The organism is Geodermatophilus africanus (assembly GCF_900107105.1).
In the GTDB taxonomy this organism is placed as follows: Bacteria; Actinomycetota; Actinomycetes; order Mycobacteriales; family Geodermatophilaceae; genus Geodermatophilus; species Geodermatophilus africanus.
This window is the reverse complement of the sequence record NZ_FNOT01000004.1, coordinates 251,593-277,824: the sequence shown is the minus strand read 5'-3', so window position 1 is coordinate 277,824 and position 26,232 is coordinate 251,593. Positions and strand designations below refer to the sequence as shown.

Below are 26,232 nucleotides of genomic sequence, written 5' to 3'. Positions count from 1 at the left end.
TCCCTGCCCCCACCGCCACCGGCGAAATCGGCGATCTCGCGCAGATCCGGCCCGGTAGGCGTACGAGATCGCCGATCTCGTCGGGGGCTGGCTCAGCCGAGGAGCTGCGCCACGGTGTAGATGACCAGGCCGGCCAGGCCGCCGACGACGGTGCCGTTGATCCGGATGAACTGCAGGTCGCGGCCGACCTGGAGCTCGATGCGGCGGCTGGTCTCCTCGGTGTCCCACCGGGCGACGGTGCTGCCGACCAGGTCCGCGACGTCCCCGGCGAAGCGCTCCACCAGGTAGCCGGCGATGCCGTGGGCGTGCCGCTGCACCAGCTCGCGCACCCGCGGGTCGGTCTGCAGCAGCTCGGCGGCCTCGCGGATCAGGCCGGCCACCCGGGCCCGCAGCGCGGAGTCGGGGTCGGCGGCTGCGGCCAGGGCGGCGTCCTTGAGGTTGGTCCACAGCGACCCCGACCAGGTCCGGACGGCGGGGTGCTCGAGCAGCTCCTTCTTCAGCTCCTCCACCCGGGCCGCCGCGACCGGGTCGGTGCGCAGTGCGTGCACGTACCGGCGCAGCCGGGCGTCGTAGACCCGCCGCAGCTCGTGGCGCGGGTCCTCGCCGACCTCGTCCAGGAACTGCTCCACCCCGGTGAAGACGCGGTCGAACACCCGGTCGTCCACCCAGTCGGGCACCCAGGCGGGGGAGGCGTCGCCCAGCTGGGCGCGGAAGACGACACGGTTCTCGTCCAGGAACCGGGCCAGCCCGCGCAGCGCGGCCGAGAGCACCTCCTGGTGCCGGTCGCCGTCCACCACCAGCTCGAGCGCCCGGGCCACCACGGGGGCCGCCGGGGTGGCGTGCAGCTTGCGGTCGACCAGCTCGGCGACGGCTGGCCGCAGCTCGTCGTCCCGCAGCAGGCCGGAGAGCGAGTGCAGCACCGCGCCGGCGTCCCCCGCGAGCCGCTCCGCGCGCCCCGGCGCGGCCAGGAACGCGCCCAGCCGGGCGGGCACGTCGATGGTCGTGAGCTTGTCCTCGACGACGGCGCGGGTCAGGAAGTTGTGCTGGACGAAGGTGCCCAGGCTCGCGCCGATCTGGTCCTTCTTGCGCGGGATGATCGCCGTGTGCGGGATGGGCAGCCGCATCGGGTGCCGGAACAGCGCGGTGACGGCGAACCAGTCGGCCAGCGCGCCGACCATCGAGGCCTCGGCGGTGGCCCGCACGTAGCCCACCCAGGCGCCGGTCTCCTCGCCGAGCCACACGCAGAGCAGGAAGACCGCGGCGGCGAGCAGGAACAGCCCGGTCGCCAGCCGCTTCATGCGGGCCAGGTCGCGGGCCCGCTCCGGGTCGTCGAGGGATGCGGCCAGGGCAGCGCTCGGGGAACTCGACGACACCCGTCCCAGCCTAGGAGAAGGACCCCCGTGTCCCCGCGCCTCGCAGGCTCGGCGCGGGACCCTGCACGGGGACCGTTCCAGTACGTCCCGAGGGCCAGCTCAGCCCTCGGTGGCGCCCAGGGTGACGTCGACCTGCCGGGAGTCCTGCCCGCGGCGCACGGTGAGAGTGACCTCGTCACCGGGGGCGGTGCTGCGGACGGCGGCGGTCAGCTCGGTCGAGGTGGTCACGACCCGGTCGCCGACCGCGGTGACGACGTCGCCGGCCTCCAGCCCGGCGTCGGCGGCGGGGGTCCCCGGCTGCACCTGCACCAGCTGCGCGCCGGTGCCGACCTCGGGCTGGTCCTCGTCCACGGCGATCTGGGCGCTCACGCCCAGGTAGGTGATCTCGGCCGACCCGTCGGCGGTGAGTTCCTGCGCGATCCGCTGCGCGGTGTTGCCCGGGATGGCGAAGCCGACGCCGATGCTGCCGCTCTCGACCGACTGACCCGGCAGCCCGGAGGGGACGCTGGCGATCGCGGTGTTGATCCCGACCACCTCACCGGCGCCGTTGACCAGCGCGCCGCCGGAGTTGCCGGGGTTGATGGCCGCGTCGGTCTGCAGCGCGTCGATCACGGTGGCGTCGCCCTCGGGGGACCCGGTGGCCACGGCCCGGTCGGTGGCGCTGATGATCCCGTCGGTCACGGTGTCCGACAGGCCCAGCGGGGCGCCGATGGCGACGGCCAGGTCGCCGACCTGCACCTCGTCGGAGTCGGCGAAGGTCGCCGGGGTCAGCCCGGAGGCGCCCTCCAGCCGCAGCACCGCCAGGTCGTAGACCGGCTGGGTGCCGACGACGGTCGCGTCGTAGAGGGTGCCGTCGGCGGTGCGCACCGAGACGACGGTCGACCCGGCGCCGTCCAGGCCGATCACGTGGTTGTTGGTCAGCACGTAGCCGTCCTCGCTCAGGACGACGCCCGAGCCGCTGCCCGAGCCCGAGGCGCCGGTGACGTAGACGGTGACCACGCTGGGCGCCGCCTTGGCCGCGGCCGCGGTGACCGCCGTCGCCGTCTCCGGGTTGGTGATCGTGACGGCCTGCGCGGCGGCCGTGCCGCCGCTGCTGCCGCCGCCGTCCGGGCCGTCGGCGAGCAGCGCCACGCCGGCGCCGGTGCCACCGCCGATCAGCGCCCCGGCGACCAGGCCGGCGACGCCGATCCGCCACCGGCCGGCCCGACGGGCGGGCTCGGGCGCCGGCGCCACCAGGCCCGGACCGCCGACCGCGCCCGGCTGCTCGAACAGCGGCTGCTGGCCGGGGAGCGTGTCGTGCCCGGGTGCGGGCGACCCCGCTGTCTGCTGACTCGGGGCCTGCTGACCCGCCTGCTGACCCGGTGCCGGCTGCCCAGGAGTGGGCTGCGGGTGCCAGGTCGGCGGCGCCCAGGGGCTCGGCGCCGGGTGGGGGGTGCCGTAGGGGTCCACGTGTCCTCGTCCTCCTCGTGGGCGGCCGATCACCGCCTCCTGGTCGACCACTGTCGTCCGCACCGCTGACCCGACGCTGGCGGTCCCCTGTGAGGTCCCTGGACGCCTCAGCGGGGGACGTCGGGGAGCAGTCGGCCCCGGGCCACCAGTTCCACCACGGTCCACACGGCCGCGACCTGCGCCGCGAGCAGGCCGACGAGCACCAGCAACTGGGCCGCGCCGGCCTCCATCGGGCTGCCGCCACCGAGCAGTACGCCGACGAACGCGCCGGGGAGCGTGACGAGCCCGACGGTGCGGGTCTGGTCCAGCGGGGGCACCAGCGCGGTGGCCGCGGCCGGCCGCAGCACCTCGCGGACGGCGTCGGCCCGCAGCAGCCCGAGCGCGAGGGCGGCCTCGACCTCGCCGCGCCGGGCGGCCAGCTCCTCGCGCAGCCGGCGGCCGGCCAGGGACGTCGCGGTCATCGCCCCGCCGACGAGGATGCCGGCGATCGGGATGACCGCCTCGCCGCGCAGCGGCACGGTGCCGCTGGCCAGCACCAGGGTCACCACCGGGACCGCGCCGGCCAGCACCGGGGCGGCGGCGGTCCTGACCCGGCGCGCGGAGCCGGGGCTGCGCAGTGCCAGCCCGGTGGCCCGGCCGGCCGCGGTGACCGCCGCGATGACGACCATGAGCAGCACGAACAACGCCGAGAGGGCCAGCGAGCGCACGACGGCGAGCAGCACGGCCGACACCGCGGCCAGCTGGACGGTCGCGCGCAGCGCGGCGACGACCACCGGCCGGTCCTGGCCGAGCCCGGAGAGCCGGCCGGCGACCGCGGCGAGCGCGGTCAGCGCGACCAGCGCCACCGCCAGCCGGGGCCCGAGGTCGACGACGGAGGAACCCACGGCCGACGATCTTGCCCGGCCCCCCTGGTGACGTCCTGGAACGGCCCCTCTGCAGGGTCCCGGCCCGAGCGGAGCGAGGGTCGGGGGGCAGAGGGGTCCTTCACCCGACGGCGACGATCTCCTCGCGCGGCTCGGCGCCGGTCACCCGGTGCACCGGTGGCACGAAGGCCATCGGCGAGGTGCAGTGCCGCAGCAACCAGCGGTGCAGCCCGTCGAGCGGCCGGTGCAGCAGCCCGCCGTGCCCGGCGCTCAGCGCCATGAGCGGCGTGGGGCAGGCGGCGGCCAGCACCCGGCCACCGGTCGGGCCGGGCACCGGGACGTGGGTCGCGCGCAGGTCGGGCCAGCGCTCGGCCCACCGGGGGGAGTCCGCGCCCCACTCGCCTCCGTCGTCCGCCCGGGTGTGCAGCACGAGCAGCGGCCGGCCGGCCCGCAGCGCCTCCTCGGCGGCGAGGTCGGCCACCGGTCCGTCGTCCTCCCGCTCGCCGAGGCCGAGCACCGCCACGTGCGGCCGGGAACCGGTGCCGCCCGGTCGGGACCGCGGGACGACGACCACCGGGCGCGGTGACCGGGCGGCGACCTTCTGGGCGACCGAGGCGAGGACCATCTCGTCGGCCGCACCGGTCGTGGCGATGCCGAGGACGACGAGCTGGGCGTCCTCGGCCGAGTGCAGCAGCGCGGACACCGGCTCTCCGGGGACCACCTCGGTGGAGACCCGGACCGACGGCGCGGTGTGCCGGGCGACGGTGTACGCCTGCGCGGTGGCGCCCCGCGCGCGGGGCAGCTCCGGGGCGGGCGAGCCGGCGACGCCCCGGCGTCCCAGGTGCGGGGTGGCGTGCACGATCCGCAGCGGCGCCTCGCGCCGGACGGCCTCCTCCGCGGCCCAGCGCACCGCCCGGAGGCCGCACTCGCTGCCGTCGGCGCCGACCACCACGGGCGGCGGCTGTGGGTCGTCGTCCGCCGGGCCGGGCGCGGGCAGCGTCCCGGCAGGGGTGGGGGGCGTCGTGGACACGGGCACCTCCGGATGGCGGGTCGTCCCCCGTGGAGGCCGTCGAGGGTCCTCGCCCGGGGCGCGCGAGGGAAGACGGTTCGGCCACGGAGGGTGCAAGTCGGGTGCGGATGGGTAAGGGCGGGGCCCGGGTCGCCGCTCCACGGTGACGGCCCGGCCTCCCGTGTCCGGCCCCGCCCTGGAGGGTGCTCCCGTGTCCACCCGCGGTCCGCTTCCCCGCCTCCTCTCCTGGACGGGTGCCGTCGTCGGCGGCGGCCTGGCCGTCGTGGGCGGGCTGGCCCTGCGACCGCCGGGGCTGGTGGCGGTCGGCCTCGCCGCGATGGTGGCCGCCTGCCTGGCCGCGGGGGTGGTCCGCGAGTCCCGGCCCGGGCGGCAGGCCGTCGTCGACGCGGCGTGGAAGGCCGGGGTGGCGACCGTCGCGGTGCTGCTGGTCCTGTCCGGCACGGCCGTCCTGGGCGGAGCCGTGCTCACCCTGCTGGTCGCCGGGGTCGCCGCGGGCACCTGGACGGTCCTCCGACTGGTCCGCGGCTCGCGGTCGGGGTCGCCGTCCGTCGCCGGGGCCGACCGCCCCGCCGTCGTGCTGCCGCCGGTGTCCTCGCTGTCGACCGGGGAGCTGGGGCGCGAGTGGGTCCGGACGACGACGGCGCTGGCCGGGCCGCTCGACGCCGGCACCCGCGAGGCGATCGTCGTGCGGCGGCAGCAGACCCTCGACGAGCTCGAGCGGCGCGACCCCGACGGCTTCGCCCGGTGGCTCTCCGGCGTCCCGCTGCCGGGCAGCGACCCGAGCGGCGATCTCAGGCACGGCGACGCCGCCGCCTGACCGGCACGGACGACGACCGCGGGCCCGGTGAGGCTCAGCCGCCGGCGAGGACGGTGGCCAGCGCGACGTGGACGGCGGTGCCGGCGAGGATGCCGAGCGGCGCGTTGTGCCGCCACCCGCCGTCGCCCGCGCCACGTCCCACCAGATCATGAAGCGCCTCAAGGGCTGACCGGCCGGGGCTCGCGCCCGACGCTGCGGGGGCAGGAGGCGCGGTCTCCCTATGCTGGTCCTGGGGACTTGTCCCCGTGTCCCGCCGGCGTGGCGCAACTGGCAGCGCACCCGACTTGTAATCGGGCGGTTGGGGGTTCGAGTCCCCCCGTCGGCTCACACCCCGCGCATCCGGGTCGGGAGGACCGCGGCGGCGGCCCCGTGGTGGGACGGCCGGGACGCCACTAGCGTGGGCGCCCGGCCGGCGGCGAGACGACGGCGCCGGGAGCCCACGTCCAGGAGGCCCCGTGTCCGACCACGTGTACCGGCTGAGCGAGATCGTCGGCAGCAGCCAGACCAGTGTCGACGACGCCGTCCGCACCGCGATCCGCAAGGCCGCGGAGACGGTCCGGCACATCGAGTGGTTCGAGACCAAGGAGATCCGCGGCCAGGTGGTCGACGGCGACGTCGGGTACTTCCAGGTCCGCCTGTCGATCGGCTTCCGCGTCGAGGACTAGCGCGGCCCCGACCTGGCCCGCCGCGAGCCCGGTGACGTGCTGGAACGGCCCCTCTGCAGGGGCCCGCCGCGAGCTTGCGAGCGGTGATGTGCTGGAACGGCCCCTCTGCAGGGGCCCGCCGCGAGCTTGCGAGCGGTGGGGGGCAGAGGGGTCCTTTCTCAATCGAAGCTGCCCGCGCCGTCCCGCCGGTAGGGGGAGGAGCGCTCGAGCCGCTGCCGCTCGGCGCGCTCGCCGCGCAGCCGCGCGGCGGTGCCCGCGGGGTAGCCGGCCTTGGCGACCCGGTGCTCGGTGGTCTCGACCATGAACGCCAGCGAGAACATGAGCCCCATCAGCAACCCGCCGGCGGCGGCCGAGAGCCGGTAGACCAGCGGCACCGGGACGACGGCGACGCACAGCACCAGCACCGGCAGCAGCTGCACCACCGCCCGCGTCAGGTGCCGCCGCCACCAGCCCAACTCGGTGGTGTCGGCCAGCACCCACGCCGAGAGCTCCCGCGGCAGCCGGCCGCCCAGCGCGTAGCGCACCCACTGCAGCGGCGTGGGCCGGCGCGTGTCGGTCCGGGTTCGCACACCACGACGGTAGGCCGGTCCGGGCGTTGCCGGGGACCTCTGAGCTGGAGCACACTCGCCCGCGCTACCCGAGCTGAGGAGGTCCGGCATGCACATCCGTCAGCTGCTGCGCCGCAAGGGGGGCGACGTCGCGACCGTCGACGCGGCCGCCAGCGTCCGCACCGCCCTGGCGCTGCTCACGGAGCGCGGCATCGGCGCCCTGGTGGTCTCCGCCGACGGGCGCCGCGTGGACGGGATCGTCTCCGAGCGCGACGTCGTCCGGGCGCTGCACCAGCGCGGCGCCGGCCTGCTGGCCGACCCGGTCTCCAGCCTGATGACCGCCCAGGTGCACACCTGCGTGCCGACCGCCGGCGTCGAGGAGCTGGCCCGCACCATGACCGAGCACCGGGTGCGGCACGTCCCCGTCGTCGAGGACGGCGCGCTGGTCGGCATCGTCTCCATCGGCGACGTCGTCAAGGCCCGGCTGGACGAGCTGGAGGAGGAGCGCGCCCAGCTGGTCGGCTACATCCAGACCGGCTGAGGGAGCGCCCCGTCCGCCCCGCCCCTCACGAGCTCGGGGCCTGCCCTGGACCGGGCCCGACATCCGGTGGACCGGCTGCCAGGGGCCGGACGTACGGTGCGGGAGTGGACGAGCGGCGCGCCGGGGTCGCCTCCGGGCTGGCCGCCTACGGCCTCTGGGGGCTGTTCCCGCTGTACTTCCCCCTGCTCGAGCCGGCCGGCGGGGTGGAGATCGTGGCCCACCGGGTCGTCTGGTCGCTGGTGTTCATCGCCGGCCTGCTGACCGCCGTGCGCGGCTGGCCGCAGGTGCGCGCGATCATGACCGACCGCCGCTCGCTGCTGGTGCTGGCCGGCGCCGCGGTGCTCATCGCCGGCAACTGGCTGGTCTTCGTCTACGGCGTCAACAGCGGGCACGTGGTCGAGACCTCGCTCGGCTACTTCATCAACCCACTGGTCAGCGTGCTGCTCGGTGTCGTGGTGTTCGCGGAGCGGCTGCGCCGGCTGCAGTGGGTGGCCGTCGGCATCGCCGCTGTCGCGGTGGGCGTGCTGACCGTCGACTACGGCCGCCCGCCGTGGATCGCCCTGGCGCTGGCGGGCACCTTCGGCCTCTACGGGCTGATGAAGAAGCTGGTGCGCGTCGCGGCCGCCCCCGGGCTGTTCGTGGAGACGGCGCTGGTCGTCGTCCCGGCGGTGGCGGCGCTGGCCGTGCTGCACGCGCAGGGGGAGGGGACGGCGGGCAACGCCGGGACCGGCCACCTGTTGCTGCTGCTGAGCTCGGGCGTCGCGACCGCCGTCCCGCTGCTGCTGTTCGCCGGCGCGGCCCGGCGCATCCCGCTGTCCACGGTCGGCCTGCTGCAGTACGTCACGCCGTTGATGCAGCTGGCGATCGGCGTCTTCGTGTACGACGAGCCCATGCCGCCGGCCCGGCTGGCCGGCTTCGTCATCGTCTGGGTCGCCCTGGCCGTCTTCACGGCCGACAGCCTGCGCAGCGCCCGGTCCGGGATGCGGCGGCGGGCCGAGGAGGCCGCGCCCACACCGGTCTGAACCGGCGCGGCCCGGTGGTCCCGGGTTGTCGGTGGGCGGGACTACCGTCGGAGGCGTTCCGAAGGAGGATCCCCGTGTCTGCCGAACCAGCTCCCGCGGTCTCCCCGCCGGGGGGCGAGGTGCCTCTTCCCCCGGCGGCCGACCCGACTCCCACACCCGTCCCCGACCAGCCCGTCCGGCCCGGCGGCCTGACCCGCCGCGAGCACGAGGTGCTCGCCTTCGAGCGGCAGTGGTGGCGCCGCCCCGGCGCCAAGGAGACAGCGATCCGCGACCGCTTCGGCCTGGCCCCGACCCGGTACTACCAGGTGCTCAACGCCCTGGTCGACCGGCCGGCCGCACTGGAGGCCGATCCACTGTTGGTGCGGCGGCTGCGCCGGTTGCGCGCCGCGCGCGGGCAGCGGCGATCGTCTCAGTTCCTGGGCAACGGGAGCCGCGGCATCTAGATTTGGTCACCGTGGGCAGGCATGCCGCGCCAGGCGGTGACGGAACGGACCGGGGGAGTGCCCCCGTCCCGCACGGCCGTCGCCGTACCGACGGCCCGCACGACGCGGCTCCGGCCGTGCGCGAGTTGGGCGACAACCCGACGGCGCCCAACCGCAGCCGTGCCGACCGCAGGCGCGAGGGGCTGCTCGACGCGGGCGAGGACCCGGGCCGCCGCCGCCCGCCGCAGCAGGGCCGGCCGGTGCCGCCGGCCGCCCCGGCCCGCTCTGCCACCCCGTCCCGCCCCGCCGTCCCCGCCGCGCCGCGCGGTGCCACCGCCGCCGCGCGGAACGGCAGACCCGCCGCCGGGACCCCCCGCGCCGCCGCACCCGCGGGGGCTCCGCGCGCCGCCGCGCCAGGCGCGGGGGCTGCCCGTGCCGCTGCGGTCCCCGTCCGGCCGGTGCCGGTCCCGGTCGCCGGCCGCCCTCGACCCGCGCCGTCGGCCGGCCCCACCACGCCTTCCACCCGCCGAGCCGCTCCTTCCACCGGCGGCCGTGCCGCTCCCTCCACCGGCCGCCCTCGCCCGACCCCCTCGGCCGACCGGCTGCCCGCGGAGCCCGCACCGCAGACCCGCATGCGCCTGCCGGTGCCGCCGTCCGCCGCCGCGGCCGCGCCGGCGGCCCCCGCGGCGCCGGCCGCCCCGCGCACCACCGTCGCCCCGTTCCAGGCGGTACCCACCCCCGACGCCGGTGACGGGCCGGCCCCGGCTCCTGCCGACCGGCCCGCCGAGACGCCCCGCCGCCGCGCCGCTGACCGGGTCCGCCCGTGGGGTGGAGACGCCGCCACCGCTGCCACGGCGGCATCGACCGGCTCCCCCGCGGAGGCGGAGCCCGACGACCGACGCGCGTGGTCCTCCGGCCCGTCGCCGGCCGCCGCGCCCTCCCCGGGCGCCGCCCCCGGCTACCGCGACTGGACCAGCCCCTCCCGGACCCGCGACGAGGCCCGGCCCGCGCCGCCGGCCACCGAGGCGATCCCCGACCGCGCGCCCGCCGGCGCCTCTCGCGCGGCCGCACCGGCGACCGAGGCGATCCCCGACCGGACGCCCGCCCACGACGACGAGGACGACGCCCGGTTCGAGGACGACGAGCGGTTCGAGGACGACGAGCGGTTCGAGGACGAGGACCGCCCCGGGGACGACGACGAGGACCGTCGCGGGCCGGACACCGGCAGCTCGACCGGCGTCGTCGGGGGCCGCGCCGCCTACCGCGCGGAGCGCCAGGCCGCTGAGGTCGAACGGCTGCGCGCCCTCCGCGCGGCCCGCCAGGAGGAGCGGCGCAGCAGCGGCGTGCGCCGCGTCGCGGTCGGCCTGCTCGCCGTCGCCGTGGTCGCCCTCGTGGTCCTCGGCGTCTACTCCTTCACCTCGACGGAGGCCCAGGAGGCCTCGCGGACGGCGGGCGCCGAGCCCAGCGCGACGCCGTCGGTCCCCGCCGTGCCCAGCTCCGCCCTCCCGCCGCTGGACGTGCAGCCGCTGCCCCCGGTCGACGCGGCACCCGCCACCACGGTGCGCGCGCCCGTGACGGTGCTCAACGCCACCGGCGTCTCCGGCCTGGCGGCCGACGTCGCCGCCGAGCTGGGCGCGGGCGGCTGGCAGTCCGAGGGCGTGGGCGAGTACGACGGCGCGGACGTCGCGACGACGACCGTCTACTACACCGACGGCGACCAGGCCCAGTACGAGGCCGCCATCCAGCTCGTTCAGCAGTTCCCGCAGATCAGCGGCCCTGCGGTGCGCTTCTTCGAGGTCCCGGACGTCGAGTCGCCCGGCCTCGTGGTCGTCACCACCGGCGAGTGGCTGCCCTGACCGCAGCCCGCGCCGCGCCGCGCCGTCCCCGGAACCAGCAGGGGTCGCCGTCCGTTGGCGGCTCCGTGCGTCTCGTTCGCGGGTCCGCGCGTCCCCGCCCGCGCCCCGGCGCCCGCGCGACGTCGGCCGCCCTGCTCCTGCTCCTCACCCTGGCCGTCGCCGGGCTGCTCCCGGCCGCCCCGGCTGCGGCGGCCGAGGACGTCGCCACCGAGGAGGCACGGGTCCCCGTCGGCGCCGGGGGCTACGCCGCCGAGCTCGACACCACGCTGTACCTGCCGGACTCCGCGACCGCCGACGAGCCCGCGCCGGCGGTCGTGCTCGCCCACGGCTTCGGCGGCAGCAAGGAGTCGGTGGCCGACGACGCCCGCGACCTGGCCGGCCGCGGCTACGTCGTCCAGACCTACTCGGCCCGCGGCTTCGGGGCGAGCACCGGCCAGATCGGGCTCAACGACCCCCGCGCCGAGGTGGCCGACCTCTCCGCGCTGCTCGACCGGCTCGCCGCGCGCGACGACGTCCTGCTCGACGGGGACGGCGACCCGCGGGTCGGCGTCGCCGGGGGCTCCTACGGCGGCGCGCTGGCCCTGCTCGGCGCCGGCTACGACGACCGGGTCGACGCGATCGCCCCGCAGATCACCTGGAACTCGCTGACCGCCGCGTTCTTCCCCTCGCAGGTGGGCGAGCCGGCTCCCGGCACCGTCGCGGCCACCCCGCAGGCCCAGGACGCGGGCGTCTACAAGCGGCTGTGGTCGGGCCTGTTCTTCGGCGTCGGGTCGGCGCCCACCGGCGGCCTGCTGGGCGCGCTCGGCGGCGGGGACGGCGACGGCGACGGTGCCGCCGCGGCCGGTGGCCCGCCCGCGGGCCTGCCGGCCGACCTCGGTGGCATCGACCCGGCGTCGGTGGACCCGCAGGTGGTCGCGCAGCTGCTGACCTGCGGTCGCTTCACGCCCGAGGTGTGCGCGGCCTACCAGTCCGCGGCCTCCACCGGCACGCTCACCCCGGAGATCGCCGCCGTCCTCGACCGCAGCAGCCCGGCCACCGTGCTCGACCGGATCGACGCCCCCACCCTGCTGGTGCAGGGCACCCAGGACTCGCTGTTCGGTCTCGGCCAGGCCGACGCCAACGCCCGGGGGATCGCCGCCGACGGCACCCCGGTGAAGGTCGTCTGGTTCGCCGGCGGCCACGACGCGCAGGCCTCCGAGCGCACCACCGAGCAGCTGCGCGAGCAGGTCGCCGGCTGGTTCGACTGGCACCTGCGGGGCCGGGGCGAGGACCCGGGCACCGGCTTCGAGTTCCCCGCGCCGACCGGCGTGACGGCGACCGTCGGCACCGTGCAGGGCGGCAACCGCACCGTGACCGCACCGGCGTACCCGGGCCTGGCCGGTGCCGAGCCCTCGCAGCGCGAGGCGATCGCGGTCGACGGGCCGCTGCAGCCGGTCGTCACCCCCGCCGGGGGGACGCCGGCCGCGATCACCGTCGTCCCGGGGCTGGGCTCGCTGGCCTCGGCGCTGTCCGGCACGTCGTTCGAGATTCCCGGCCAGTTCGCCGCCTTCGAGAGCGAGCCGCTGGACGGCGCGGTCGAGGTCGTCGGCGCCTCGACGATCGACCTCGCCGTCACCGCGCCCGGCGGGTCGGCCACCCTCTTCGCCAAGCTCTACGACGTCGCCCCCGACGGGACGGCGACGCTGCCCGGAGGCCTGGTCGCGCCGCTGTCGCTGACCGGCCTGTCCGCCGACCCGACCGCGCCGACCCGGGTGGGCGTGACGCTGCCCGGGATCGTGCACCGGTTCGAGGCCGGGCACACGATGCGGGTGGTGGTCTCCTCGACCGACCAGGCGTTCGCGCTGCCGGCCGAGGCGGCCGTCTACTCCGTCGCCCTGGCCGAGGGCGGGGACGCCGCCGCGCTCGCCGTCCCGGAGGTCGACGGCCGCACCGAGGCCGCCGGGGGCAGCTCGCGGTGGTGGGTGCTGCTCGGCGTCCTGGGAGCCCTCGGCGTGCTCGGCTGGCTGGCCGCGCTGCTGTGGGGACGGCGGCGCCGCCGGCGGGTCTCGGTGGTCGAGCCCGACGGCGAGGAGGTGCCGCTGCGCTTCACGGGCGTCACCAAGGCCTACAAGGACGGCTTCGTCGCCGTCCGCGACCTCTCCTTCGAGGTGCGCCGCGGCCAGGTCCTCGGCCTGCTCGGCCCCAACGGCGCGGGCAAGACGACGTCGCTGCGCATGCTCATGGGGCTGATCCGGCCGACCGACGGGCGGATCACCGTCTTCGGCCACGAGATCCGCCCGGGCGCGCCGGTGCTCTCCCGGCTCGGGTCGTTCGTCGAAGGGACCGGCCTGCAGCCTCACCTGTCCGGCCGAGACAACCTGCGGCTGTACTGGGCCGCCACCGGCCGTCCCGCCGAGGACGCGCACATGGCGGAGGCGATCGAGGTCGCCGGCCTGGGTGCCGCCATCGACCGGCCGGTGCGCCGCTACAGCCAGGGCATGCGCCAGCGGGTGGCGATCGCCCAGGCGATGCTCGGCCTGCCCGACCTGCTGGTCCTCGACGAGCCGACCAACGGGCTCGACCCGCCCCAGATCCACGCCATGCGCGAGGTGCTGCGCTCCTACGCCGCGACCGGCCGCACGGTGATCGTCTCCAGCCACCTGCTCAGCGAGATCGAGCAGACGTGCAGCCACGTCGTCGTCATGGCCAAGGCGCAGAAGATCGCCCAGGGCACGGTCGAGGAAATCGTCGGCACCGGCGGGTCGGTGCTGGTCGGGCTGGCCGACGACGCCGACGCCGACCGGGCGGCCGCCGTCCTCACCGGGCTGCCGGGGGTGACGGTGGAGCGCACCGACGAGGGGCTGGTCGCCGACCTCGACGGCACCGGCCGGGCACAGGCGCTGCAGGCGCTGGTGGCGGCCGGTGTCGCGGTCGACGCCTTCACGCCGCGCCGCAGGCTCGAGGACGCGTTCCTGGCACTGGTGGGGGAGTCATGAGTTCCGCGGCCCAGCACGTGCAGCCGACCGGGGCGGTCGCCGGCTACCGGCCCGAGCGCACCCTGCGGCTGTCGGTCGAGCTGCGCCGGCAGTTCAAGCGCCGGCGCACCCTCGGCGTCCTGGTGCTGATGGTGGCGCTGCCGCTCATCCTCATCGCCGCCCTGCAGCTGGGCGGCACCGAGGAGGCCGAGGAGAACGCCCGCATCAACCTCGTCGACGTCGCGACCTCCAGCGGGCTGAACTTCACGCTGTTCGTGCTGTTCGCGACGACGAGCTTCTTCCTGGTCGTGGTCTACGCGCTGTTCTTCGGCGACACGGTCGCCAGCGAGGCCCAGTGGGGGTCGCTGCGCTACACGCTGGCCACCCCGGTGCCGCGGATGCGGCTGCTCCGGCAGAAGTGGCTGGCCGCGCTGGTGCTGTCGGTGGGCGCGCTGGTCGCCCTGGTGCTCACCGCGCTGATCGCCGGCGGCATCGCGTTCGGCTTCGGCGCCGTGCAGACGCCGGTCGGCGTCACGCTCGGCCAGGGGGAGGGGCTGCTGCGGCTGGCCGGGATGGTCGGGTACCTCGCCGTCCACCTGCTCGTCGTCGGCACGCTGGCGTTCTGGCTGTCCACCGTGACCGACGCACCCCTGGCCGCGGTCGGCGGGGCGGTGTTCACGATGTTCGTCTTCGCGATCCTCGACCAGGTCGAGCAGCTCGGTTCCATCCGCGACTGGTTCCCGACCGCGGAGGAGTTCGCCTGGACCGACCTGCTGCAGACCCCCGTCGACTCCGGCGACCTCTTCCGCGGCGTCGTCCAGTCCCTGGTCTACGCGGCGGTGTTCACCGCGCTGGGGCTCCGGCACTTCTCCCGCCGCGACGTCACGTCATAATCGTCGCCCTACCGGGCGACACCGCGGCCAGGTGCCGTCCCCCGGTCGCGTTGAGCCGCTGCGTCGGGCCTGCGCGGACCCCGACGGGGCCCACTCGGCGCGACAACCACCGCCTTCACAGCGACGCGAGGACGGCCTGGGCCCAGCCCTCGCCCATGGGGGCGTCGGTCACCGTCACGTTGGGGACGGCGGCCAGCAGGTCGGCCATCCCGTCGACCGTGGCCCCGTTCGCGGTGATCCACAGCCGGTCGACCGCCGGCGCCATCTCCAGGTCGCTGACGCTGTCGCCGATCGCCACCGCGTCGGCCGGGGTCAGCCCGCGCCGCTCGAGGTCCCAGGCGATCGCCGCGCCCTTGGAGATGCCCCGCGGCATCAGGTGGTAGACCCGGGGCGGCAGGGCCTCGGGCACCAGCGTCATCCGCGACGTCGCCGGGATCGCGCCGTTGTCCTTCAGCGTCAGCCAGCTCAGCTCCCGCTCGGCCAGCTCGGCGTCCACGGCCAGCGGGTCGACCCGGCCGCGCAGCAGCGCGTCCGTGACGTGGGTGGCGTGCCAGGGCGCGTGCCACTCCAGCCGGCCGGGGTGGCGGGCCAGCAGGTCCTCGACGATCCCCTGCTCGGCCATCACGTCCATCGGCGACCGGCCGGCGTACTCCTCGGGCAGTGCACCGGTCAGCCGGTGCACGCCGCGGCCGCCGTCCCAGCTGACCACCGAGCCCAGCTCGGCGATGGCGCCGTCGGCGGCGAAGATGCGCGCGGCCTCCACCACCTGCTCGAAGGTGCGCCCGCTGACCAGGACCAACGCGACGCCGGCGCGGTGCAGGTCGTGGAGTGCGGCGGCCGGGTCGGCGGTGAGGTCCCGGGCCGCGGTGTGCCAGAAGGAGCCGCGCGGGCCGACCATCGTGCCGTCGAGATCGGTGTAGACGACGCGCGTGCTCACCAGCCCATCCTGGCCCGCGCCGCGGCGGCGCCGGCCAGGTGGGTAGAGTTCCGGGCGTTCCACTCATCCAGAGGGGCAGAGGGACACGGCCCGACGAAGCCCCGGCAACCGCCGTTCCGCGCGTCAGCGCGGCGGAAGGGTGCCAATTCCGTCCCGCGCGGCTCGACGGCCCGGCGCGGGGAAGATGAGGAGGTAGTCGTCGCATGACCCTGACCGCTCCCGGTTCCGTCCAGGCCGACTCGAGTGCGGGCGGCCCCGTCCCGCCGTCCCCGGCGCGCGGGCTCGTCTGCCGCAACTGCGGCGCCACGTTCGGGCTGATCGCCGAGCACGCCTGCGCCGAGTGCTTCGGCCCACTGGAGGTCGACTACGACCCCGAGCTGATGCGCGCGGTCACCCGCGAGCAGATCGAGGCCGGCCCCCAGAACATCTGGCGCTACGCCGCACTGCTGCCCGTGGGCCAGGACCCGGCCGCCCGCGTCACCCTCGACCCGGGCATGACCCCGCTGGTGCGCGCCGACCGGCTGGCCGCGGAGCTGGGCCTGACCGGCGGGCTGTGGGTCAAGGACGACTCGGCCAACCCCACGCACTCCTTCAAGGACCGCGTGGTCAGCCTCGCCGCCACCGCGGCCAAGCGGTTGGGCTACTCGAAGATCGCCGCCGCCTCGACCGGCAACCTGGCCAACTCCGTGGCGGCGCACGCCGCCCGCGTCGGCCTGCCCTCGTTCGTGTTCATCCCGTCGGACCTCGAGCCGGGCAAGGTCGTGCAGTCGGCCGTCTACGGGCAGACGCTGGTCGCCGTCGACGGCTCCTACGACGACGTCAACCGGCTGACCAGCGAGCTCGCCGAGACCGACGAGTTCGAGGACACCGCCTTCGTGAACCAGAACGTCCGGCCCTACTACGCCGAGGGCTCCAAGACGATGGGCTACGAGATCGCCGAGCAGCTCGGCTGGCGGATCCCGGCCCAGGTCGTCATCCCGATGGCCTCGGGCTCGCTGCTCACCAAGGTGGACAAGGCGTTCCGCGAGCTGACCGCGGCCGGCATCGTCGAGGCCACCGAGTGGACGGTCTTCGGTGCCCAGTCCGCCGGCTGCGACCCGATCGCCACCGCCTTCGACAACGGCTGGGACGTCGTCAAGCCGGTCAAGCCGACCGGCATCGCGAAGTCGCTGAACATCGGCAACCCCGCCGACGGGCCCTACGCGCTCGACGCCATCCGGCGCACCGGCGGCGCCGTCGGCCGGGTGGACGACGCCCAGATCGTGCAGGGCATCCGTGACCTGGCCCGCACCACCGGCGTCTTCGCCGAGACCGCCGGCGGCGTCACCACCGCGGTGCTGCGCCAGCTGGTCGAGGACGGTCGGCTGGACCCGGCCAAGGAGACCGTCGTCCTCAACACCGGCGAGGGGCTGAAGACCCTCGACCCGCTGGAGCCGGTCGTGGGGCCGACCCACCGGGTGTCGCCGTCCCTGTCGTCGGTCCGGACGGCGGGCCTCATCAGCTGACCCGCTGGGGCGGGTGCACCCCCGGTTCCGGGGACGCCTCCCCCGATCTGGTGTGCCGTGTGCGTGAGTCTGGTCTCACCAGGCCTTTTGTGCTGTACGTTCTGCCGCGGTTCGGTTCCACGTTCGTGTTCGACGGGCGGAAGAGCTCGACCCGGCCCCCCGGTCGGTGGGGAGGTCGTCCGCACGCACGACCGTGGGAGCGCACGTGGCACAGGGCACCGTGAAGTGGTTCAACGCCGAGAAGGGCTTCGGCTTCATCGCCGTCGACGGCGGCCAGGACGTCTTCGTCCACTACTCGGCCATCCAGATGGACGGCTACAAGAGCCTCGACGAGGGCCAGCGGGTCACCTTCGAGGTCGTCCAGGGCGAGAAGGGTCCGCAGGCCGACGCCGTGCGCACCGCCTGAGAACCACTTCGGCAGAACCACCGAGGCCCGGTCCCCCGACAGGGGAGCCGGGCCTCGGGGCTGTGTCGGTCGACGTCCTCCGGACGACGACCGCAGCCAGGTGCCGTCCCCGGCCACGCGGAGCCGATCCACGCGTCCGCCGTGACCGGAGGTGGTCCCGCGCTCGTCACCGCGGGAGGCTGCTCCCGGAGGCGCCGGCCGGCGCCGCGAACGGGGGAGGCCGTCATGCCGCGCATCGCGATCGTCACTGGTGGCGCCTCCGGGATCGGCCGCGCCCTCGGCGCGGCGCTGGTGCGACGGGGGGACCGGGTGGTCCTCGCCGACGTCGACGGTGACGCGGCGTCGGCCGTCGCCGAGCAGCTCGACGCCACGGGACCCGGGGAGGCCACGGCTGCCGCCGTCGACGTGCGAGACGCGGACGCGGTGCGCACGCTCGTGACCGGGACCGCCGAGCGGGACGGCCGGCTGGACCTGCTGTTCAACAACGCCGGCCTGGGGATCGGCGGGGCGACGGAGGAGCTGACCCCCGCGCACTGGGACCGCACCCTCGACGTGAACCTGCGGGGCGTGCTGCACGGCGTGCAGGCCGCCTACCCGCTGATGCTGCGGCAGGGGCACGGCCACATCGTCAACACCGCGTCCCTGGCCGGCCTGCTGCCGATGCCGGGGTCCGCCCCCTACGCGACGACGAAGTGGGCGGTGGTCGGGCTGTCCCTGAGCCTCCGCGCGGAGGGCGCCGCGCGCGGGGTCCGGGTCAGCGTGGTCTGCCCCGGCGGCGTCGACACCCCGATCCTCGACAAGGGAGTGCCCGCCGACCTGCCGAGGGTGCCCAGCATCGAGGCGATCGACGCCCGGGCCGTCATCACCCGGCTCAGCGGAGGACGGCTGTACGGCGCCGACGCGCTGGCCGCCGACGTCCTCCGCGGCGTCGACCGCAACCGGGCGATGGTCGTGGCGCCGCGTCAGGCCCGGGCGATGTGGCGGCTCATGCGGCTGTCCCCGTCGCTCGTGGTCGGCGTCACGGCCGCCGCGGCCGGCCGCGAGGCGCGGCGTGCCCGGGGTGGCGGGCAGGCAGTGCCGCCGGGACGCGACACCCGCTGACGCGGCGTCGCCCTGGAACACCCGGGCGCCTGCCCCCCCCGTTCTTGCACTCGGCAGGGGCGAGTGCCAGACTCGGGTTGGCACTCGACAGTGCCGAGTGCCAATCAGGTCGGAACGGTGAGGCACTGGTGTGCGGGCCGACGGAGTGCCCGCGCCGCCGGTGTCGTCCGTCGCGGGCGCCGGTCCCGGCCGTGCAGCGATCCATGCATGGAGGACATCACCACATGGCCAAGATGATCGCCTTCGAGGAAGAGGCGCGCCGCGGCCTCGAGCGGGGCATGAACACCCTCGCCGACGCCGTCAAGGTGACCCTCGGCCCGAAGGGCCGCAACGTCGTCCTCGAGAAGAAGTGGGGCGCCCCCACCATCACCAACGATGGTGTGAGCATCGCCAAGGAGATCGAGCTCGAGGACCCGTGGGAGAAGATCGGCGCCGAGCTCGTCAAGGAGGTCGCGAAGAAGACCGACGACGTCGCGGGTGACGGCACCACCACCGCCACCGTGCTCGCCCAGGCGCTCGTCCGCGAGGGTCTGCGCAACGTCGCCGCCGGCGCCAACCCGATGGCCCTGAAGAAGGGCATCGAGAAGGCCGTCGAGTCGGTCACCGAGTACCTCCTCTCGACCGCCAAGGACGTCGAGACCAAGGAGCAGATCGCCGCCACCGCGTCGATCTCCGCCGCCGACACCGCCATCGGTGAGCTCATCGCCGAGGCGATGGACAAGGTCGGCAAGGAAGGCGTCATCACCGTCGAGGAGAGCAACACCTTCGGCCTCGAGCTCGAGCTCACCGAGGGCATGCGCTTCGACAAGGGCTACATCTCGCCCTACTTCGTCACCGACGCCGAGCGCATGGAGGCCGTCCTCGACGACCCGTACGTGCTCGTCGTCAACTCGAAGATCAGCTCGGTCAAGGACCTGCTCCCGCTGCTGGAGAAGGTCATGCAGTCGGGCAAGCCGCTGGCGATCATCGCCGAGGACGTCGAGGGCGAGGCCCTGGCCACCCTGGTCGTCAACAAGATCCGGGGTACCTTCAAGTCCGTCGCCGTCAAGGCCCCGGGCTTCGGCGACCGCCGCAAGGCCATGCTGAACGACATCGCCATCCTCGCCGGTGGCCAGGTCATCAGCGAGGAGGTCGGCCTCAAGCTCGACACCGCCGACGTCTCGCTGCTGGGCCGCGCCCGCAAGGTCGTCGTCACCAAGGACGAGACGACGATCGTCGAGGGTGCCGGTGACAGCGACCAGATCGCCGGCCGGGTGAACCAGATCCGCGCCGAGATCGAGAAGTCGGACTCCGACTACGACCGCGAGAAGCTGCAGGAGCGCCTGGCCAAGCTGGCCGGTGGCGTCGCCGTCATCAAGGCCGGTGCCGCGACCGAGGTCGAGCTCAAGGAGCGCAAGCACCGCATCGAGGACGCGGTGCGCAACGCCAAGGCCGCCGTCGAGGAGGGCATCGTCGCCGGTGGTGGCGTCGCCCTGGCGCAGGCCACCACCGTCGCGTTCGAGAAGCTCGAGCTCGAGGGTGACGAGGCCACCGGTGCCAACATCGTGCGCGTCGCGCTCGAGGCGCCGCTGAAGCAGATCGCCATCAACGCCGGCCTCGAAGGCGGCGTCGTCGCGGAGAAGGTGCGCAACTCGCAGACCGGTCAGGGCCTCAACGCCGCGACCGGCGAGTACGTGGACCTCGTCGCCAGCGGGATCATCGACCCCGCCAAGGTGACCCGCTCGGCGCTGCAGAACGCCGCCTCCATCGCGGCGCTCTTCCTCACCACCGAGGCCGTCATCGCCGACAAGCCGGAGAAGGCCGCCCCGGCCATGCCGGGCGGCGACGGCGGCATGGGCGGCATGGACTTCTGAGTCCAGCTCCCTCGTAGCACCAGCACTGCCCGGCAGGGGCGGTCCGCTCTCGAGCGGGCCGCCCCTGTTGGCGTTCGTGCGCACCGACGGCCGGCGAGATCGCCGATCTGGCACGGATACAGCCCAGCATGCGTGCGAGATCGCCGATCTGGCCGGAAGGGAGCCATGCCCGCACCGCAGCACACCGGGGCGTCAGCTCCGCCCGCCGAGCAGCCAGCCGCACGGCTCGGCCAGGGCCTCGGCCTCCTGCGGGCCCCAGGAGCCGGGCGCGTAGCGGTGCACCCGGGGCGGCCGCTGCTGCAGGGGCGCGAACGCGCGCCAGGCGGAGGCCAGCCCCTCGCTGCTGGTGAACAGCGACCGGTCGCCGACCAGCACGTCGTGCAGCAGCGACACGTAGGGCGGCAGCGGTGTCCCTCCGGGGACGTCGGCCAGCTGCAGCGAGGCCGTCGCCGTGGCGAGGGAGAGGTCGGGGCCCGGCTTCTTGGCGACGACCTGCAGGTCCACCGCGCCGGACCCGGACAGCGACAGGGACAGCACGTTGCCGTGGCCGGGGGTGTCGCGGACCGGGCCCTTCGGACGGCGCAGCAGCAGGCTCACGCGCTGCTCGCTCGCAGCCATGAGCTTCCCGGTCCGCAGCACGAACGGGACGCCGTGCCAGCGGTCGGTGTCGACCCACAGCCGGGCGGCCACGTAGGTGTCGGTCTGCGAGTCGTCGGCGACGCCCTCGATGTCGGTGTAGCCGTCGAACTGGCCCAGCACGACCTCGTCGGGGTCGAGGGGCCGGAAGGCGGCGAGCACGCTCTCCCGGGCCTCCTGCAGGTCGGCAGGGGAGAAGCTGGCCGGCGGCTCCATCGCGACCTCGGCGGCCAGCTGGAACAGGTGGGTGACCAGCATGTCCAGGGCGGCGCCGGTGGCGTCGTAGAACTCCGCGCGCTGGGCGACGTCGAGGTCCTCCGGGACATCGACCTGGACCTGCACCACGTGGTCGCGGTGCCACACGTGCTCGAAGAGGCCGTTGGCGAAGCGCAGCACGTGCAGGTCCTGGGTGCCCTCCTTGCCCAGGAAGTGGTCGATCCGGAAGACCTGCTCCTCGTCGAGCACGGACAGCACGAGGTCGTCGAGTTCCCGGAAGCTCTCCGGGGAGGTGCCGTAGGGCTTCTCGTAGACGACCCGGGCGCCCTCCGTCAGCCCGTGCTGCGGCAGCGCCCGGGTGAGCTTCTCGAAGGCCGCCGGCGGGACGGCGAGGTAGTGCACCAGCTGGGGGTCGCCGCCGAGCTCCTCGCGCGCCTCGCCGAGGACGTCGAGCAGGCTGCCGGGGTCGGACTCCTCGAAGCCGCCGCCGGCGAAGCGCAGCCGCGCGGCGAACTCCTCCCACGGCCCCTGGTCGGGGTGCGGGCCGAACTCGGTGAGCGCGTCGCGGACCCGCCCGGCGAAGTCCTCGTGGGAGACGTCGCCGCGGCCGTTGCCGACCAGCCGCCAGTCCTGCGGCAGCAGGCCGCGCTGGGCGAGCTCGAAGAAGGCCGGCAGCACCATCCGGCGGGCCAGGTCGCCCGTGGCGCCGAAGAGCACGAAGACGGTCGGTGGCAGGTCGGTCACGTGGTCGGTGTGCCCGCACGGGCGCGCCGTCACGCGTGCACGCCGAGGGCCCGCCCCCGCGTACGGGAACGGGCCCTCGGTGTGTTCAGGAGGTGTCGGGGCCCGGGTGCTGCCCCGACGGGTGTGCTGGCCGGATCAGCGGGACCGCGTCATCACGGCGACCGTGCTGGCGCCCGAGTCGGAGGTCACGTTGAACCGGTTGTTGGTCGGCAGCGCCGGACCGTTCCGGAGGTCGACCGCCCAGGTGCCGTCGGCCTGCACCGGCACGTTGAGCTGGATGGTCGTGCCCGATCCCGCGACGTCACCGAGTCGGAGGTGCACCCGGTTCGCCGTCGTGTCCTGCGCGGTGCCCTGGATCCGGTACTCCCGCTTGTCGGCCCGGTACTGCGCCCGGGTGACCGTGACGACGTCGGTCGGCGTGACCGTGTTGTCGACGGTCGCGGGCACCCGGGCCGTGGTGGTCGCCGAGCCGCTCTTGGCGACCACTGTGAGCGCGTACTCCACGCCGTTCCGGAGCCCGCTCACGGTGCCGGCGGTGCCGGTCGCCGCGAAGGTGACCGCGGCCTGACCATCGGCCGGAGTCGCGACCAGCTCGTATCCGGACACCGGGCTGGCCGCGTTGCCGGCCGCCGCCGCCGTCCACTCCGCGGTGATGCTCTCGTGACCGGGGATGACCCTGGTCAGGTCGAACGCCGCGGGGGCCACCGCCGTCAGGGTCGAGACCGTGGCCGTGGAGGCCGGGCCCTCGCCGTTGGCGTTCGCGGCCGTCACCGAGACCGTGTAGGCCGCGCCCGAGGTGAGTCCGGTGAGCGTGGCGGCCGGGGCCGTCACCGTGACCGGAGCGGGCACGAGGGCGGCCGGGTCCTCCGAGGAGGCTGTGACCGTGTAGCTGGTCGCGCCGGCGGTGGCCGCCCAGCTCACGTCGGCGCTGTCGAGCGACGCGCTGGTCGCGGTCAGGCCGGCCGGAGCTGCAGGGAGTGCGGTCGGGTCGGTGCCCGGGTCGGTCCCGTCGCCCGGCGGCGTGGTGCCACCGGTCCCGGAGCCGACGACCACCGTCCCGAGCGACTGCGCAGCCGACCACCGGCCGTTGTAGGCCTCGATCATGATCTCGTAGGTGGCACCGGCCTCCAGGCCGTCGAGGGAGACGCTGGTACCGCCGGTGCGCTCGGCGGTCTCCTGCTCGGCGTGCGCACCACCGATCGCCGCCACCCGGTAGCCGGTGACCTCAGAGGCGTCGGCGGGCTGGGCCGGCGTCTCCCAGGCGACCTCCACCGAGGTCGAGCCCGTGGCGGACGACAGCTGGGCCGTCGACGGCGCCGTCGGCACCTGGCCGTCCGGGCTCGGCGGGCACCCGCCCATCCCCGGGCCGGGGATCTCCTCGAACTCGTTCTGGGTCAGGCCGAGCGCCGGCTCCTCGCCCGCCATCCATGCCGCGGCGACGTGGTCGCCGTCGAGCGTGCGGTCGTAGTCGGCCTGGGTGTAGAGCGTGTAGGTCCCCGACCACGTGCCCGTCGCCGGGTCGATCGTGGCCTCGGCGTCCCACAGCCCCGGCTCGCCGTTCGGGTGCTCCGCATCCGGCACCAGGGTGATCCCCATGGCCCGGGCGTCCACCAGCCCCGGGTCCTGGCCGGGCGGCGTCTTGTCGTCCCTGTTGTCCGGGTTGACCGTCTCGATCACGAACCGCGCGGGGTCGAACCACGGGTCGGCGGGGTCGTAGGTGCCCTTGATCGTGACCGTGCCGGTACCGGAGACCCGGAGCGACCCCTCGGGCTGCACGGCACCGTCCGGCACGAAGCCACTGCCGACGACCTCGGTGACCGTGGGGGAGGCCGTGATCGCGGAGTCCGTGAAGGCCTCTCCGCTGAACGACACCCTGACCTCGTCACCCGGCTTGATGGTGGGGGTCACCCCGATCCAGCACTCGCCGCCGGGGTGGTTGAACTCCAGGAAGCCGGTGGCGTCCAGCGTCCCCACCCCGATGCCGATCGTCCGGTCGCCTCGGAGCACCTCGACCGTGGCCTCCTGCCCGGCCTGGGCGGCGTAGCCCTCGAGGGCGACCATGCTCCGCTTGTTGAAGATCTCGATGTTGCCGGGCCCGGTCGGAGGGGTGCCGGCCTGGGCCATGCTCCCGAAGGTCACCAGCGCACCGGTGGCCGTGACGGCCGCCAGGCCGCCGGCGATCAGCCGCTTGGGGGATCGGGACGTTCGCGACGCGGGGGCACCGACAGCTCCGTGCCCACCCCCGCGACCGCCGTGCTGGGTCGGTCGTGTCCTGGTCATCGCCTACTCCGCAGTCGCGCCGTGCCCACACCACCGTGGGCCGGTCTCGTGGGAGCCACAGTCGTCGTGCGGAGCGGTGCCCGGCAGCCGAGCGGAGGGGGAGCGGATCCCCCCAATCCGGGGGCGGTGGCGGCCGACCGCGTCGGCTGCGGCCGGGCCGGGTAGGCGCTGGTCGTGGCGGTGGTCATCGGGACGTCGGGCTGGCAGTACCGCGACTGGCGCGGCCGCTTCTACCCGCAGCGGCTCCCGCAGCGGCTGTGGCTGGAGCACCACGCGCAGCACTTCGCCACCGTCGAGAGCAACAACGCCTTCTACCGGCTCCCGGAGCGGAGCACCTTCGAGGCCTGGCGGGAGCGGACGCCCGCCGACTACCGCTGGGCGGTGAAGGCCAGCCGGTTCCTCACCCACGTCAAGCGGCTGCGCGACCCCGAGGAACCGGTCGGCCGGCTGGTGGAGCGGGTGGCCGGCCTCGGCGACCGGCTCGACGCCGTCCTGCTGCAGCTGCCGCCCACGCTGAGAGCCGACGTCGACCTGCTGCGCGAGTGCCTGGCGCAGTTCCCGGCCGGCGTACGCGTCGCCGTCGAGCCGCGGCACGACTCCTGGTGGACCGACGAGGTCCGCGCACTGCTCGAGCGCTACGGCGCGGCGCTGTGCTGGGCCGACCGCGGCGAGCAGCCAGTCGCGCCGCTGTGGCGCACCGCGGGCTGGGGCTACCTGCGCCTGCACACCGGTGCGGATGGCTGGGCCTACCGGCCGGAGACCCTGCAGGTGTGGGCCGAGCGGTTGGCGGAGACCTACGGCGACTCCGACGTCCTCGTGTACTTCAACAACGACCCCGGCGGCGCCGCCGTCACCGACGCCGTCGTCTTCGCCGAGGCGGTCCGCCGCACCGGGCGGACGCCGACCCGCGTGCCCACCGCCGCCCAGGCCACCGGACGGGCCTGGGCGCCGCCGGGGACGCCGCAGGCCGGGGCGCCGTGACACCGTCGCCGGACTGGGCTCGGCCTCGCGCTCGGCGGCCTTGCGGTCCTGTGGCACACCCCGCGGCGGCTTGAGGCGGACCACCCGTCCGGGTGGCGTCACCGCAGCACGTGCGGGTCCTCCCGGAACGCCAGTCCGAGCTGGTCGCCGGCCCGGCCGAGCACCGACTGGACGGCCAGGGTGTCGGCCAGCGGCATGACGGCGCTCTCCGTCCGTCCGGCCCGCACGCACTCGGTCACCTCGGCGAGCTCGTGGCTGTAGCCGGTGCCCGTCGGCGGCAGCGTGATCTCCTCGGGCTCGGCGCCGGCGCGGTGCAGCACGATGGTCTCCGGGTGGTGGAAGCGGGGCAGGACGTCGATCCAGCCGGCGGTGCCGAACACCCGCGCCTGCCCCGGCGTCGGGTACCGCAGCGAGGTGGTCAGCGTCGCCGACCGGCCGTCGGCGTACCCGAGCAGCAGCGCGGCGTCGGCGTCGACGCCGGTGGGGAAGCGCGAGCCGGTGGCGGCGACGGTGTCCGGGTCGCCCAGGACCATCTGGGCGAACGAGACGACGTAGACGCCGAGGTCGAGCAGCGCGCCGCCGCCGAGGTCGTGCGCGAACAGCCGGTCGGTCGGGTCGTACTCGCGCGCGACGCCCAGGTCCGCCTGCACCGAGCGGACCTCCCCGATCGCGCCGTCGGCGACCAGCTCCCGCAGCCGGACGACGGCCGGCTGGAAGCGGGTCCACATCGCCTCCATGACGAAGACGCCGCGCTCCCGGGCCCGCTCGACCACGTGGCGCGCCCCCGCGGTGGTGGCGGTGAAGGACTTCTCGACCAGGAGCGCCTTGCCGGCGTCGATCGCGGCGAGGGCGACCGCGTGGTGCTGCGGGTGCGGCGTGGCCACGTACAGCACGTCGACGTCCGGGTCCGCCAGCAGGTCGGCGTAGGAGCCGTATGCCCGTTCGAGCCCGTGCCGCTCGGCGAAGGCCGCCGCGCGCCGCGCCGACCGGGAGCCGACCGCGACCGGCCGGGCGGCGGGCACGTGCGCGAAGTCGGCCATCACGTTCTCGGCGATGCGGCCCGGCCCGACGACGCCCCAGCGGATCTCCTCGTTCACCGGCAGCACGGTAGTGCGCGGGGCACACTGTCGGTCACGGCCG

22 protein-coding genes, 1 tRNA gene and 1 riboswitch are annotated in these 26,232 nt (G+C 75.4%); of the genes, 14 read left to right on the top strand and 9 right to left on the bottom strand.

The window, feature by feature from the left end; genetic code table 11:
* Positions 1-92: 92 nt before the first annotated feature.
* From BLW63_RS09070 to BLW63_RS09055, 4 genes are all read right to left on the bottom strand, one after another.
* Positions 93-1,373 carry a DUF445 domain-containing protein gene (locus BLW63_RS09070; protein ID WP_091154035.1) on the bottom strand — a complete coding sequence of 427 codons (1,281 nt, stop codon included), beginning with the start codon at positions 1,371-1,373 and terminating at the stop codon, positions 93-95.
* 99 nt (positions 1,374-1,472) lie between these two features.
* Positions 1,473-2,822: a S1C family serine protease gene (locus BLW63_RS09065; protein ID WP_091154031.1), complete on the bottom strand. Its 1,350-nt coding sequence runs from the start codon at positions 2,820-2,822 to the stop codon at positions 1,473-1,475.
* A gap of 107 nt (positions 2,823-2,929) precedes the next feature.
* On the bottom strand, positions 2,930-3,706 hold the full coding sequence (locus BLW63_RS09060) for an ABC transporter permease (RefSeq protein WP_091154028.1): 777 nt from the start codon (positions 3,704-3,706) through the stop codon (positions 2,930-2,932).
* Positions 3,707-3,806: 100 nt separating this feature from the next.
* Positions 3,807-4,715, bottom strand: coding sequence for a universal stress protein (locus BLW63_RS09055; protein WP_091154024.1), 909 nt, complete (start codon positions 4,713-4,715; stop codon positions 3,807-3,809).
* 190 nt (positions 4,716-4,905) lie between these two features.
* Between BLW63_RS09055 and BLW63_RS09050 the strand changes: the two genes are divergently transcribed.
* The 3 genes from BLW63_RS09050 (at position 4,906) to BLW63_RS09040 (ending at position 6,197) form a co-directional block, all read left to right on the top strand.
* Positions 4,906-5,532, top strand: coding sequence for a hypothetical protein (locus tag BLW63_RS09050; RefSeq protein WP_091154020.1), 627 nt, complete (start codon positions 4,906-4,908; stop codon positions 5,530-5,532).
* A gap of 252 nt (positions 5,533-5,784) precedes the next feature.
* Positions 5,785-5,857, top strand: a tRNA-Thr gene (locus tag BLW63_RS09045).
* 130 nt (positions 5,858-5,987) lie between these two features.
* Complete coding sequence (locus BLW63_RS09040; RefSeq protein ID WP_091154018.1) at positions 5,988-6,197, top strand: dodecin; 210 nt, start codon at positions 5,988-5,990, stop codon at positions 6,195-6,197.
* Positions 6,198-6,355: 158 nt separating this feature from the next.
* Here the strand turns inward: BLW63_RS09040 and BLW63_RS09035 are convergent, their stop codons facing one another.
* On the bottom strand, positions 6,356-6,766 hold the full coding sequence (locus tag BLW63_RS09035) for a DUF5313 family protein (RefSeq protein ID WP_091154015.1): 411 nt from the start codon (positions 6,764-6,766) through the stop codon (positions 6,356-6,358).
* 88 nt (positions 6,767-6,854) lie between these two features.
* On the opposite strand from BLW63_RS09035, the gene BLW63_RS09030 reads away from it, so the two are divergent.
* From BLW63_RS09030 to BLW63_RS09005, 6 genes are all read left to right on the top strand, one after another.
* Positions 6,855-7,286: a CBS domain-containing protein gene (locus tag BLW63_RS09030; protein ID WP_091154011.1), complete on the top strand. Its 432-nt coding sequence runs from the start codon at positions 6,855-6,857 to the stop codon at positions 7,284-7,286.
* Positions 7,287-7,390: 104 nt separating this feature from the next.
* A complete protein-coding gene (gene rarD, locus BLW63_RS09025) occupies positions 7,391-8,308 on the top strand; it encodes an EamA family transporter RarD (protein ID WP_091154008.1) in 918 nt (305 codons plus the stop codon).
* Between the two features lie 74 nt (positions 8,309-8,382).
* Entirely contained in the window at positions 8,383-8,751 is a 369-nt protein-coding gene (locus BLW63_RS09020) for a DUF3263 domain-containing protein (protein ID WP_091154004.1), read from the top strand.
* A 611-nt stretch (positions 8,752-9,362) separates the two neighbouring features.
* On the top strand, positions 9,363-10,586 hold the full coding sequence (locus BLW63_RS09015) for a LytR C-terminal domain-containing protein (RefSeq protein WP_139263508.1): 1,224 nt from the start codon (positions 9,363-9,365) through the stop codon (positions 10,584-10,586).
* 65 nt (positions 10,587-10,651) lie between these two features.
* Positions 10,652-13,561 carry an alpha/beta fold hydrolase gene (locus tag BLW63_RS09010; RefSeq protein WP_091153998.1) on the top strand — a complete coding sequence of 970 codons (2,910 nt, stop codon included), beginning with the start codon at positions 10,652-10,654 and terminating at the stop codon, positions 13,559-13,561.
* Complete coding sequence (locus BLW63_RS09005) at positions 13,558-14,433, top strand: ABC transporter permease (protein ID WP_091153995.1); 876 nt, start codon at positions 13,558-13,560, stop codon at positions 14,431-14,433. Before BLW63_RS09010 ends, BLW63_RS09005 begins: the two co-directional genes overlap by 4 nt.
* A 115-nt stretch (positions 14,434-14,548) precedes the next feature.
* On the opposite strand, the gene BLW63_RS09000 is transcribed toward BLW63_RS09005, so the two are convergent.
* A complete protein-coding gene (locus BLW63_RS09000; RefSeq protein WP_091153992.1) occupies positions 14,549-15,370 on the bottom strand; it encodes an HAD family hydrolase in 822 nt (273 codons plus the stop codon).
* A 60-nt stretch (positions 15,371-15,430) separates the two neighbouring features.
* A riboswitch (SAM riboswitch) is annotated at positions 15,431-15,561 on the top strand.
* A gap of 12 nt (positions 15,562-15,573) precedes the next feature.
* Between BLW63_RS09000 and thrC the strand changes: the two genes are divergently transcribed.
* The 4 genes from thrC (at position 15,574) to groL (ending at position 20,235) form a co-directional block, all read left to right on the top strand.
* Positions 15,574-16,875, top strand: a complete 1,302-nt coding sequence (gene thrC, locus BLW63_RS08995; RefSeq protein ID WP_211517057.1) for a threonine synthase — start codon at positions 15,574-15,576, stop codon at positions 16,873-16,875.
* 205 nt (positions 16,876-17,080) lie between these two features.
* Positions 17,081-17,281, top strand: a complete 201-nt coding sequence (locus BLW63_RS08990; RefSeq protein ID WP_091109274.1) for a cold-shock protein — start codon at positions 17,081-17,083, stop codon at positions 17,279-17,281.
* 225 nt (positions 17,282-17,506) lie between these two features.
* Positions 17,507-18,382: an SDR family NAD(P)-dependent oxidoreductase gene (locus BLW63_RS08985; RefSeq protein ID WP_091153988.1), complete on the top strand. Its 876-nt coding sequence runs from the start codon at positions 17,507-17,509 to the stop codon at positions 18,380-18,382.
* Positions 18,383-18,606: 224 nt separating this feature from the next.
* A complete protein-coding gene (gene groL, locus BLW63_RS08980) occupies positions 18,607-20,235 on the top strand; it encodes a chaperonin GroEL (RefSeq protein ID WP_091153984.1) in 1,629 nt (542 codons plus the stop codon).
* Positions 20,236-20,427: 192 nt separating this feature from the next.
* On the opposite strand, the gene BLW63_RS08975 is transcribed toward groL, so the two are convergent.
* Together BLW63_RS08975 and BLW63_RS08970 are read right to left on the bottom strand one after the other, a co-directional pair.
* Complete coding sequence (locus BLW63_RS08975) at positions 20,428-21,864, bottom strand: glucose-6-phosphate dehydrogenase (RefSeq protein ID WP_244522455.1); 1,437 nt, start codon at positions 21,862-21,864, stop codon at positions 20,428-20,430.
* Between the two features lie 102 nt (positions 21,865-21,966).
* Positions 21,967-23,970, bottom strand: a complete 2,004-nt coding sequence (locus BLW63_RS08970) for a fibronectin type III domain-containing protein (RefSeq protein ID WP_170856707.1) — start codon at positions 23,968-23,970, stop codon at positions 21,967-21,969.
* A gap of 315 nt (positions 23,971-24,285) precedes the next feature.
* On the opposite strand from BLW63_RS08970, the gene BLW63_RS08965 reads away from it, so the two are divergent.
* On the top strand, positions 24,286-25,092 hold the full coding sequence (locus BLW63_RS08965; RefSeq protein ID WP_091153977.1) for a DUF72 domain-containing protein: 807 nt from the start codon (positions 24,286-24,288) through the stop codon (positions 25,090-25,092).
* A gap of 98 nt (positions 25,093-25,190) precedes the next feature.
* Here BLW63_RS08965 and BLW63_RS08960 read toward each other — a convergent pair whose 3' ends face one another.
* Positions 25,191-26,189 (bottom strand): Gfo/Idh/MocA family protein, encoded by a 999-nt coding sequence (locus BLW63_RS08960; RefSeq protein WP_091154823.1) that lies wholly within the window; start codon positions 26,187-26,189, stop codon positions 25,191-25,193.
* Positions 26,190-26,232: the final 43 nt, after the last annotated feature.